The following is a 10,486-nucleotide window of genomic DNA, read 5'->3' on the forward strand; positions in this document are numbered from 1 at the left end:
GCGCCGTCGTCGCGGTCGTCGGCGGCGGCCCAGTCGGAGAGGAAGGCGTGCAGTTGCGCGGCGGTCGCGTCGAGGGTGCGGCCGGCGTCGCGGTAGCCGAGGCCGGTGAACAGGGCCCGGACGGTGTCGAGGTCGCCGGGGACGAGGGGCAGCGGGGGGTTGTCCTCGTGGTCGTAGGCGGCGACACCCGCGACGACCACCCAGCGGGGTGTCATGCCCTGCGCAGCCCCTCCGCGATGGCGGTGCCGGTCTCGGCGGCCGTGAGGTGGCGGTCGATGGCGTGGGCCTGCCAGCCGTTGTCGACGGCGACGTCGTGGACGTCCCCGAACAGCGGGGCGAGGCGTTTGCGCAGGGCGACGACGTCGTAGCGGTCGCACAGGTTGGTCCAGCCGCGCACGCCCGCGGGCCAGGTGCCGCGTCCCTCGCTGGGGGCGGGGGTGAGGCGGTCGAAGACGATGGTCGGGATGCCGAGGGGGGAGCCGATCGTCACCAGGGTGTGCACCGGCCACTCCGGGTGCTCGCACAGGGCCTCGTAGGCGACGACGGAGCCCAGGGAGTGGCCCACCAGCACCCGGGTGTCGTCGGCGACGGCGTCCGCGACGGACTCCCGTACGCGGGTGCGGAGTTCAGGTTCGGTGAAGTACCGGCTGACCTGGCGCAGCACCCCGAGCAGGAACCGGTCTCCGGAGCGGCCCGCGAACCGGGTCCTGGCCAGGGCGTACAGGGCGCGCTGGACGGTCTGCGGGGTGATGGCCTTCGTGGCCGTCTCGCCGTCCGGCGCGGGCACCCGGTCGGGTTCGAGGCGGGCCGCCTCGCGCCACCACTCCATCAGCAGCGTCCGCTCCAGCGGGTCGGTCACGTCGCGGTGGGTGAGCGCGGGTTCGCCCTTGAACCGGCCGGGCGGGCGGAAGCGGTGACCGTAGAAGGCCACGCCCACGTCGTCGGCGGTGAGCGGGGGCCCGCCGGCCAGGGCGACGCCGTCGGCGAGGGCCGCCGCGATGCCGGTGTGCAGCGAGCGCGGTCCCAGGTACTGCTGTCCCACGCCGTGTACGACGACGACTGCGGCCACCGTGCCTCCCCCGAACATGCCTGAACTCACCGAGCGTACACAGGACTTCCGGCGCCCGGGGAGTGTCCTGGAATCACGCGGTCAACGCCCGCACGAGCCTGAGCAGCAGACCCCCTCGGCCGGGCCCGGCGGGAGGAGGACCTTGCCCGTGGTGCGCAGCGGGGCGTGGGCGGGCAGGTGTCGGCCGCGTCCGGCGCGCAGGCCGTTGCCGATGACGAGGACCTCGGCGAGTTCGTGGCAGGCGACGACGGCGGCGAGGCCCAGGACTCCGGTCGCGGCGAGCGGGACGAGGGCGGCGAGGATGGCGCCGGACAGCAGCAGGTTCTGCACGAGGACGCGGCGGGCGGCGCGGGTGTGGCCGATCGCGTCGGGCAGGCGGCGCAGGTCCTCGCCCATGAGCGCGACGTCGGCGGCCTCGATGGCGACGTCGCTGCCCAGGGCGCCCATCGCGATGCCGGTGTCGGCGGTGGCGAGCGCGGGGGCGTCGTTGATGCCGTCGCCGACCATGGCGACCGGCCCGTGCGCCCGGAGTTCGGTGACGATGCGGGCCTTGTCCTGCGGGAGGAGCCCGGCGCGTACGTCGTCGATCCCGGCGGCGGCGCCGATCGCGGTGGCGGTGCGGAGGTTGTCGCCGGTGAGCATGACGACCCGGATCCCCCGCTCGTGCAACGTCCGTACGGCGTCGGCGGCTTCGGGCCGTATCTCGTCGCGGACGGCGATCGCGCCGAGCAGCAGGCCGCCGTGTTCGACGAGGACGACGGTGGCGCCCCGGTCCTGGAGGCGCTGTACGTCCCCGGCGAGGGGTCCGGCGTCGACGAAGCCGGGTTTCCCGAGCCGTGTCGGGCGCCCGGCGACGGTGCCGGTGAGCCCGTGGCCGGGGACGGCCTCGACGTCCCGTCCCGGGGTGGCGGGCCCTGCGGCGGCCAGGATCGCTGCGGCGAGGGGGTGTTCGCTGCGGGCCTCCAGCGCGGCGGCCACCGCGAGGACGCGGGCGCGGCCGGCGCCGGGCGCGGGGACGACGTCGGTGACGGCGGGCTCGCCCCGGGTGAGGGTGCCGGTCTTGTCCAGCGCGACGACCTCGGCCCTTCCCAGCGCTTCGACGGCCGCGCCGCCCTTGACCAGGACGCCGGCCTTGGACGCGGCGCCGATCGCGGCGACCACGGCGACCGGCACGGAGAGGGCGAAGGCGCAGGGCGCGGCGGCGACCAGGACGACCAGGGACCGTTCGATCCAGGTCCCGGGGTCGCCGAGGAGGGTGCCGAGGAGTGCGATGGCCCCGGCCAGGACGAGGACGCCGGGGACGAGGGGCCGGGCGAACCGTTCGGCGAGCCGCTGGCCCGCGCCCTTGCGTTCCTGCGCCTCGTGGACGGTGTGGACGAGGCGGGCGAGGGAGTTGTCCTCGGTGGTGGCGGTGACCGTGATCTCCAGTGCCCCCGGCCCGTTCACGCAGCCCGCGAACACCTCGGTGCCGGGGCCGGCCTCGACGGGGACGGACTCGCCGGTGACGACGGACGTGTCCAGCGCGCTGCGGCCCGCCGCGACCACGCCGTCCGTCGCGATCCGCTCACCGGGCCGCACCAGCAGGGTGTCGCCGGCCCGGAGTTCACCGGGCGCGATCTCCCGCTCGGCGTCGCCGCGCCGGACGGTCGCGGTCGCGGGGACGAGGTCGAGCAGGGCGCGCAGGCCGTGCCGGGTGCGGGCGACGGCGTACCCCTCCAGGCCCTCGGCCGTCGCGAACAGGAAGGCGAGAGTGGCGGCCTCGCCGTACTCGCCGAGCGCGACGGCTCCGGCGGCGGCGACGGTCATCAGGAGGCCGACCCCGAGACGGCCGCGCGCGAGGGCGCGCAGGGCTCCGGGGACGAAGGTCGCGCCGCCGGCGGCCAGCGCCGCGAGCGCGGCCGTCACCGACCAGGCGCCAGGCAGGGGGAAGGAGGCCAGGAGCAGGACGCCGGAGGCGGCGGCGCCCCGCAGTCCGCGGGCCCGCGCCACGGTGGCCGGTTCGGCGGCGGGCCGTACGGGGGTGTCGGTCGCGCAGCACGCGTCACCCATGCCGGGGCTCCCCGGCGCCGCAGGCGTAGTCCTCCGGGCCGCAGATGTCCTCGGCAGGGTCGACCAGGAGCACCAGCGCGGCGAGGTCCGCGAGGGCGTGCGCGAGCTTCGGGTCGGCCAGTTCGTAGCGCACCCGCCGCCCGGCCGGCACGGTCCGCACGAGGCCGCAGCCGCGCAGGCAGGACAGGTGGTTCGACACGTTCCCCCTGGTCATGCCCAGCGTCTCGGCGAGGTCGGAGGGGTAGGCGGGCGCCTCCAGCAGGGCCAGCAGCAGCCTGCGCCGGTTCTCGTCCGCCAGCGCGGTGCCGACCCGGGCGAGGGCCTCGGCGTTCACGGCGAGCGCGGGACCGCGTCGGTTCGTCGTCTCCATGGGGCCTGACAGTACAGCGCTCACTGAATTCAGTGAAGGCTGTACTGGGAGCTCTTGCCCGAGCCGGACACGCCGGTGATCACCGACCCGGAATCGGCACCCGCACCCAAGGAGCCCCCGTCGGCTCGGAGGCGGATCGGCTGATCCATGCCCGCAGTGTCGTCGCCGCCGTGCGCAAGGCCCGGCCCGGCCGGGTGGTGTTCTCGACCAGCGGGGTCTCCGTCGGCGGGGACAGTTTCGGCAGTGCGGTCACGCTGCTCGTGGAGGGGCTGGCGGGCAGCGGGGTTGCGCACGCGGTGATCGAGCCCCGGCTGCACTTCGAGAACCTGCTCCTGCCGTTCGTCGCCGGGGCGGTACGGGCGGAAGGCGTGCTGCGCTATCCGCTGCCCGCCGGTTTCCGGGTCGCCTGGGCCTCCCACCTGGACATCGCCGATGCCGCCGTCGCCCTGTTCGACCGTACGGACGTGACCGGTGTGGTCTCCGTCGGGCAGGACCCGGCGATCACCGGGGAGGACATCGCCGCGGGCTACCGGGCCATGAGCGCACTGGCGGACCGTGCGATTCCGGCCGAGCGGTCCGCGCAGAAGCTGCTGGGGCTCACCTCGCGGAGTGCCGGGCAGTGGATGGCCGACATCGGCCTGTAGCCCTCGCTGATGGTGACCTGGGACACATGGACCCATTGGTTACGTTGAGGTGACCGGTTACCGACGGTGACGATAGCGGGGCGGTGCGACCGGGGGACACCCCCGGGCCGCCGCCCCAGCCAGTTGCCAGAGCGCCCGCCCCTCGCGGGCATCAGGAGGAACCGTCATGACCAGCGAGAACGTCGACCTTGCCCGCGAGTACTTCACCGCCATCCAGACCGGCGACCTGCCCAGGGTCGGGGAACTCCTCGACGAGGACGTCGTCTGGCATCAGCCGGGCGCCAACCGGTTCTCCGGCGAGCACACGGGGCGTGACGCCGTGTTCGCGCTGCTCGGCGGGATGATGGAGGCCAGCCGGGGGAGCTTCGCCATCGACACCGTCCACGCCCTGATGGGCAACGGCGACACGGTGGCCGCGAGCATCCACTTCACCGGCCGGCGCGACGACGCGTCCATGAGCATGGACGGCGTGGACGTCCTGCGCGTCGGCGACGGGAAGATCGTCGAGGTGCGGCTGTTCTCCGCCGACCAGACCGCCGAGGACGCCTTCTGGGGCGAGTAGGCGGACCCCGCCTGCCGGGGCTGGGAGCCGGTGACACACGCTCCGGGCCCCGGCAGAGGGGGGCGTTCCGCGGGTTCAGGGCTCGTGGCGGTGTCGCTTTCGGGGGTCCGTCAGGTCCGGGCGTCGTACGCCTCGCGGGCCGTCATGACCTCGGTGATGTGGTCCTGCGCCCAGCGGCTCAGCGCTTCGAGGGGGGTGTGCAGGGTGCGGCCCAGGGCGGTCAGTTCGTACTCGACGCGGGGTGGGACCTCGGCGTAGCTGTGCCGCGCGATGATGCCGTCGCGTTCCAGGTCCCGGAGGGTGTCGGTGAGGACCTTCGCGCTGATGCCCTCGACCGTCGTGCGCAGGTCGCGGAAACGGAGCGGGCCGTCGGTGAGGGAGATGACGACCATGGCCGTCCATTTGTTGGCGATGCGGGCGAGGGAGGTCCGGGAGGGACAGGTCGCCGTGAGGATGTCGAAGGCCTGAGGCTGTGTCATGGGCGGCATACCCTTGCTGGTTCACGTCGGACGTACGTACGGGGATACCATTCAGTATCCCTGGAAGCATGTTCTGCGGAAGATGACTGGTGGCTGATCTCAAGCAGGTGTACCGCGATCTCGTCCAGTTCGAGATCGAGCTGTGGAACGCCGTCGACTCCCGGTTGCAGGCCGCGCACGGCCTCCCTCTCACCTCGTTCGAAGTGATGCGGCTCCTCGGGCAGCGCTCCGAGTGCCGCGTCCAGGACGTCGCGGAGGCGTTCGGGATCACGGTCGGGGGCACCAGCAAAGTGGTGGACCGGCTGGAGGCGTCCGGTTACTGCCGCCGCCGTCCGAACCCGAACGACCGGCGCTCCTCCCTCATCGAACTCACCCCTGAGGGGCGGCGGTTGACGGACGCGGCAGAGAAGGACTTCGCGGCGGAACTCGACCTGCGGATCGGTTCGGTGCTGTCCGGGCACGAGCTGGAGGCGTTCGGCGCCACGCTCAGGACGCTGCGGGTCGCCCGGCCCCGGTGACGGCGCCGGGCGACCCTCCCCCGAAGGTCACGGGGCGGGGACCGCGTACACGCCGAAGTGGTTGCCCGCGGTGTCCTCCAGCCGCGCGAAGCTGAAGCCCGAGGCGTCGGTGACCTGCGGCATGAGGACCTTGGCGCCCAGGCCCTCGGCACGCGCGACGGCCTCCTGCACGTCGGGGACGAGGATGTAGAAGATCGCGTAGTTCGCGAACTCGCCCTCGGACTCCCAGACGCCACCCGCCGGGCCGCTCGTCAGGTCGCGTGCACCTCGACCGTGCGCCCGTCCGGGTCGGTGAGCAGGTGGCGGCCCTCGGCGAGCGGGGGTGAGGCCGTCGCGCCGTCGATCGTGAAGCCCAGCCGGAGGGCGTCGGTACGGCGGTCCGGGCGGGCGGGGTAGAGCTCGAAGACCGTGCCGTCAGCGAGGACGGCGGCGTAGTGGTCGGGGCCTTGGCCGTGCCGCTCCGGCGTGAAGCGCAGGCCGAGGTTCCCGTAGAAGCGCCGGCACTCGTCCAGCCGGGGCGAGTAGAGCACCAGCAGGGTCATGCGGGCCGAGTTCGGGTCGGTCATGTGAGGGCGGGTCCTCTTGCTGGGGGGCGGTTGCGGTCTCCATGGTCCCGGCCTCTCGTGGACCGCCGGACCGACACCCCGTCACCTCTGCGCCCCAGTTCCTCATGCGTACGGCTCGGGCAGCGGGACCTGTCGCCAGGGACCGCTGCCTGAGCCTCACGTCAGGCGGCGCTCCCTTCGAGCGGCGTGGGCTTCAGGTGGCGGCCGTAGAAGCGGTCCCCGTCCTCCAGCTCGAACCACGGGGTGCCGGTGTGGCCGCCGAGGTTGGCGTGGAGGGTCTTCTGTTCGCTGCCGAACGCGTCGAACAGGTCCAGGGCGCGCTCGCGGGGGTTGCCCTCGTCGTCCCACTGGAGCAGGAGCAGCAGGGGGACGGTGACTTTCCGGGCCTCCTCGCGCTGGGCGTGGGGGACGTAGCCCCCGGCGAAGAGGCCGACGGCCCTGATGCGGGGGTCGGTCGCGGTGAGGTGGATGCCGAGGGCGGCCCAGCCGGAGTAGCCGACCGGGCCGTCGATGCCGGGGAGTTGGAGGAGGGCGTCCAGGGTGGCCCGCCACTCCGGTGCGGCGCCGGTGACCAGGGGGCCGACGAGGGCCTCGAAGGCGTCGTCGGCCGGTTCGCCCGCCCGCATCGCCCGGCGGACGTCGGCGCGGGCCTGGTCGGCGGCGGCCGTACGGGGGCGGTCGCCGCAGCCGGCGGCGTCGATCGAGGCGACCGCGTAACCGCGGGCCGCCGTGTAGCGGGCCCTCGCCTTCAGCCGGTCCTGCTTGCGGGACATGCCGTTGTTGTGGGCCATGAGGATCAGCGGGAGCGTCTGCGCGGAGTCCGGCGTCCAGAGGGTGCCGGGGGTGTCGCCGAGGGTGAAGTCACGTTCGAGGACGCCGTCGTCGAGGCGCTGCTCGGAGATGAACTGCATAGGTCGAGCCTTTCGGGAGTACGCGACGGCGCTCCCGGACGGCCTACCGCCCGACCGTGACCCCGGAGGGGAGCACCCATGTCGATACAGCGTTCACGGGTACCACCTCCTCGCTCTCTTGCACGGCCACCGGAAACCTAACAGGGGCCGCACGGTCCGCCAACGGGTTTTCTAAAGGTCGAGCACCGCGCGCAGGGCGTTGTCCACGCGCTCCTGCTGCTCGGGACCGATGTTGCCGTGCAGCGTGCCGGTCTCGAAGCGTGGGGCGGCCAGTTGGAGGAGGTTGACGGCGACGAGGGAGGCGTCGACCGGCGCGGTCAGGCGCACGCTCATCGCCGTGTCGGGGTGCTGCGCGGGCGCGTGGAGCACCACGGCGACGACGGCGCCGTACGCCTCGGCGAGGCCGTCGAGGCTGACGACGAGAACCGTGCGGGTGCCTTTGCCGGTGTCGACGTCCCAGACGTCGCCCTTGCGGACGGTCACAGGGCGTCGCCCTCGCCCGCGAGGTCGAGGGGCGCGAGGGCGGCGAGCTTGCGGGCGGCGTCGAGCGTCATCTGGCGGCGTACGGCGCGCACGATGTAGTCGTTCAGCGAGGGGGCACCGGCGGCGGCGTCCCGCAGGGGCTTGTCCATGGCGTCGGGGATGCGCAGGGTGATGGCGGTCATGACACCGAATCTAGTGGCACGGGTGCCGTCACGGAAGGGGAGCTTCCCCGTCGGTGGCAGGTGCGGCTTGACTCTCCCACGGAGGGAGAGTCGAGGGTGGAGCGCATGCGCAAGGACGACGGGCCGGGGTCCACGTGGAGCATCGGGGCCGTGGCACGGCAGACCGGGCTGCCGGTGAAGGTGGTCAGGCACTGGTCCGACGTGGGCATCGTCGCGCCGGTTCACCGGACCGCCGGCGGTTATCGCCGGTACGACACCGCCGGTGTGGCCCGGCTCCGGCTGGCCCGCACTCTGCGGGATCTGGGGATGGGGCTCGGTGAGATCCGGGCCGCGCTCGATCGTGAGGGCGGGCTCCAGGAGGTGGCCGCGGCCCATGCCGAGGCGCTGGAGGAGCGGATCCGCCGGCTGCGGACCCACCAGGCCGTCCTGCGCGCCGTCACCCGCCGCACCACCCACGAAGGGCTCGCCCTGATGACCCGTACCGCCCACATGTCCCCCGACGAACGCCGCGACCTGGTCCACGGCTTCCTCACCGGCGCCCTCGGCGATCTGGACGTGCCCGACTTCCGCGAGGGGCTCCTCGCGGCCGGCGCCGACCTGCCGGAGCATCCCACCGACGAACAGGTCGAGGCGTGGCTGGAGCTGGGCGAGCTGATCGCCGGTGACGAACTGCGGTCCGCCGTACGGCGCTTGGCCGTGTACGCCGCCCGTCAGGGGCAGGGGGTGCGGGACCCCGGCGCGGCGGCGGAGATGCGTGCACTCACCGACACGTGGACCGCGCACGTCCGCGAGGCGATGCGGGCCGGCATCGCGGCGGACTCCCCGGCCGCCGATCCGGTCGTCGCGGGCATCGTCACGGCCTGGCTGCCCAGCCGCGCGAACACCGGCCGGGCCCCGGACAGCGGGCCGGCCTCGGGTACCGGGTCGGCCCCGGACACTGGCCCAGCCTCCGGCACCGGCCCGGCCACAGACAGCGGCCCACCCCTGGACACCGGCCCGGCCTCAGGCACTGGTCCGGCCTCGGGTACCAGCCCGGCCCCGGACACCGGCCCGGCCTCTCGCACCGGCCCAGCCGTGACCGCCGACGGCCCCGACGCACGCGGGTTGCTGCGTGAGCAGCTCACCGCCGCCGCTGAGCCCGCCGTCGAGCGGTTCTGGCAGTTGCTGTGCGTCCTCGGTGGCCGGCCCGTGCCCGCCGGGATCGCCGAGGAGGGCCGGTGGCTCGTCGCCGCCCTGCTTGCCAACCCCGAGCCGGGGGTGCGCGGCGCCCGGCTCGAAGCCCTTTACGCCGACGGCACGGACCCCTGGCCTGGAGGGGTGCTGGAGGCTTTCGTCCGGGTTCAGGACACCGTCGGGGTGCTGGTGCGCGCGGCGGGGCCGGACCGGTTCGGCCTGCCCACCCCCTGCTCGGACTGGACCGTACGGGAACTGCTCGACCACCTGGTGTGGGAGAACCTCGTCTGGGGCGGCCTGGCGCAGGGCACGCCGCCCGCCGTCGGCCACACCGAGGACCACCTCGGCGACGACCACGTCACCGCCTTCACGACGGCCGCCGCCACGGCACGCGCCGCCTTCCGGCAGCCCGGCATGCTGACCCGCCCCTTCGGCCCCGCCCCCGGCCGCCGCGTGGTCGAGCAGCTCCTGATCGAACTCCTCGTGCACGGCTGGGACCTCGCGACCGCCCTCGGCCACGACCGCGACCTGGAGCCCGATATCGCGCGCGCCGCGCTGCCGGTGGTCCGGGAGATCTACGGCGGCCTGCCCCGCACCGCCGGTGGGTCCCTCGCCCCGGCCCAGCCCGCACCCGAACACGCCCCGGCCCTCGATCAGTTGGCGGCGTTCATGGGCCGGACGCCGCGGGCCTAGACCGTACGCGGTGTCACTCGTACCGGTACTTCAGGGAGTCCGCCTCCGCCTGCTGGATGTCCTCGATCGTCAGGTCCGGGATGCGGAGTTGGGCCAGGGTGACCTCCGCCGAGGTGGGCTGCGCGTCCGCCGGGAGCCAGTCCTCCGGCTTCCACGCGGAGCTGCGCAGGAGGGCTTTCGGGCAGTGCGGGTAGACCGTCTCGATGCCGATGACCAGGGCGCTGGCGGGCGGCTTGCCCACGGCGGTCAGCTGGGACAGCAGGTCGGGGCGGGTGGAGACGCAGGCGCGGCCGTTGACCCGGAGGGTCGTGGTGCGCCCCGGGATGACGAACAGGAGCCCGGCGCGGCCGGTGGCGATGACGTTGTGCAGGGTGTCCAGGCGCTTGTTGCCGGTCGCGTCCGGTATCGCGAGCGTCCGGTCGTCCAGGACGGAGACGAACCCGGCGGGGCCGCCGCGCGGCGAGACGTCGCAGTTGCCCTCGGCGTCCGCGCTGGCGATCATCACCAGCGCGGCGCAGCCGATCAACCGGCGTGTCTGCTCGGTGAGTTCGGTCATCTCCTTGCGCCTGGCCGCGTCCCCGGGGTCCTCGTAGGTCAGGCGCAGCGTCTCGGTGTCGCGTACGGCGTCGAGGCTGAGGGAGTCGAAGGCGGTGCCGGTGAGCGATGTCGTCATACCGTCGACCCTAGGCGGTGCCGGCGATCTTCGCGGAGGAGTTTCCACGGGGCGCCTGCGCGGGGAGTTCACGCCCCGCGTACCGCGCCGACCGCCCCCGAAGCCCCGCCGACC

The 10,486-nt window shown here is 73.9% G+C and carries 15 protein-coding genes; 4 read left to right on the forward strand and 11 right to left on the reverse strand.

Annotated elements, in window-relative coordinates; translation table 11 throughout:
* The 4 genes from AOK24_RS09410 to AOK24_RS09425 form a co-directional block, all read right to left on the reverse strand.
* On the reverse strand, positions 1-215 hold a 215-nt coding region (locus AOK24_RS09410), incomplete at its 3' end, for a hypothetical protein (RefSeq protein ID WP_159051831.1).
* On the reverse strand, positions 212-1,069 hold the full coding sequence (locus tag AOK24_RS09415) for an alpha/beta hydrolase family protein (RefSeq protein WP_206191169.1): 858 nt from the start codon (positions 1,067-1,069) through the stop codon (positions 212-214). The genes AOK24_RS09410 and AOK24_RS09415, both read right to left, overlap by 4 nt.
* Positions 1,070-1,150: 81 nt before the next feature.
* Complete coding sequence (locus AOK24_RS09420; protein WP_079056740.1) at positions 1,151-3,118, reverse strand: heavy metal translocating P-type ATPase; 1,968 nt, start codon at positions 3,116-3,118, stop codon at positions 1,151-1,153.
* Positions 3,111-3,488: an ArsR/SmtB family transcription factor gene (locus AOK24_RS09425; protein WP_055719601.1), complete on the reverse strand. Its 378-nt coding sequence runs from the start codon at positions 3,486-3,488 to the stop codon at positions 3,111-3,113. The genes AOK24_RS09420 and AOK24_RS09425 overlap by 8 nt, the downstream gene beginning before the upstream one ends.
* Positions 3,489-3,520: 32 nt before the next feature.
* On the opposite strand from AOK24_RS09425, the gene AOK24_RS09430 reads away from it, so the two are divergent.
* Both AOK24_RS09430 and AOK24_RS09435 read left to right on the forward strand, forming a co-directional pair.
* Positions 3,521-4,132: an SDR family oxidoreductase gene (locus AOK24_RS09430; RefSeq protein ID WP_206191170.1), complete on the forward strand. Its 612-nt coding sequence runs from the start codon at positions 3,521-3,523 to the stop codon at positions 4,130-4,132.
* A gap of 166 nt (positions 4,133-4,298) precedes the next feature.
* Positions 4,299-4,694, forward strand: coding sequence for a nuclear transport factor 2 family protein (locus AOK24_RS09435; RefSeq protein WP_055719603.1), 396 nt, complete (start codon positions 4,299-4,301; stop codon positions 4,692-4,694).
* A 110-nt stretch (positions 4,695-4,804) separates the two neighbouring features.
* Here the strand turns inward: AOK24_RS09435 and AOK24_RS09440 are convergent, their stop codons facing one another.
* The gene (locus AOK24_RS09440) at positions 4,805-5,173 is read right to left on the reverse strand and encodes a winged helix-turn-helix transcriptional regulator (protein WP_055719604.1); all 369 of its coding nucleotides are present in this window, start codon (positions 5,171-5,173) and stop codon (positions 4,805-4,807) included.
* 89 nt (positions 5,174-5,262) lie between these two features.
* On the opposite strand from AOK24_RS09440, the gene AOK24_RS09445 reads away from it, so the two are divergent.
* A complete protein-coding gene (locus AOK24_RS09445) occupies positions 5,263-5,691 on the forward strand; it encodes a MarR family winged helix-turn-helix transcriptional regulator (protein WP_055719605.1) in 429 nt (142 codons plus the stop codon).
* Positions 5,692-5,718: 27 nt separating this feature from the next.
* Here AOK24_RS09445 and AOK24_RS09450 read toward each other — a convergent pair whose 3' ends face one another.
* From AOK24_RS09450 to AOK24_RS09470, 5 genes are all read right to left on the reverse strand, one after another.
* The gene (locus AOK24_RS09450) at positions 5,719-5,862 is read right to left on the reverse strand and encodes a VOC family protein (RefSeq protein ID WP_206191171.1); all 144 of its coding nucleotides are present in this window, start codon (positions 5,860-5,862) and stop codon (positions 5,719-5,721) included.
* 80 nt (positions 5,863-5,942) lie between these two features.
* Positions 5,943-6,257 carry a VOC family protein gene (locus AOK24_RS09455; protein ID WP_055719606.1) on the reverse strand — a complete coding sequence of 105 codons (315 nt, stop codon included), beginning with the start codon at positions 6,255-6,257 and terminating at the stop codon, positions 5,943-5,945.
* A gap of 161 nt (positions 6,258-6,418) precedes the next feature.
* Positions 6,419-7,168, reverse strand: coding sequence for a dienelactone hydrolase family protein (locus AOK24_RS09460; RefSeq protein ID WP_055719607.1), 750 nt, complete (start codon positions 7,166-7,168; stop codon positions 6,419-6,421).
* 171 nt (positions 7,169-7,339) lie between these two features.
* The gene (locus AOK24_RS09465; RefSeq protein ID WP_055719608.1) at positions 7,340-7,651 is read right to left on the reverse strand and encodes a hypothetical protein; all 312 of its coding nucleotides are present in this window, start codon (positions 7,649-7,651) and stop codon (positions 7,340-7,342) included.
* Positions 7,648-7,833 (reverse strand): hypothetical protein, encoded by a 186-nt coding sequence (locus tag AOK24_RS09470; protein WP_055719609.1) that lies wholly within the window; start codon positions 7,831-7,833, stop codon positions 7,648-7,650. Before AOK24_RS09470 ends, AOK24_RS09465 begins: the two co-directional genes overlap by 4 nt.
* Before the next feature lie 105 nt (positions 7,834-7,938).
* Here AOK24_RS09470 and AOK24_RS50415 point away from each other — a divergent pair, with 105 nt between their 5' ends.
* Positions 7,939-9,699 (forward strand): TIGR03086 family metal-binding protein, encoded by a 1,761-nt coding sequence (locus AOK24_RS50415; RefSeq protein WP_240553763.1) that lies wholly within the window; start codon positions 7,939-7,941, stop codon positions 9,697-9,699.
* 13 nt (positions 9,700-9,712) lie between these two features.
* Here AOK24_RS50415 and AOK24_RS09480 read toward each other — a convergent pair whose 3' ends face one another.
* Positions 9,713-10,372, reverse strand: coding sequence for an MSMEG_1061 family FMN-dependent PPOX-type flavoprotein (locus AOK24_RS09480; RefSeq protein WP_055719611.1), 660 nt, complete (start codon positions 10,370-10,372; stop codon positions 9,713-9,715).
* Between the last annotated feature and the right edge of the window lie 114 nt (positions 10,373-10,486).

It is taken from the genome of Streptomyces niveiscabiei (genome assembly GCF_001419795.1).
Lineage (GTDB): Bacteria > Actinomycetota > Actinomycetes > Streptomycetales > Streptomycetaceae > Streptomyces > Streptomyces niveiscabiei.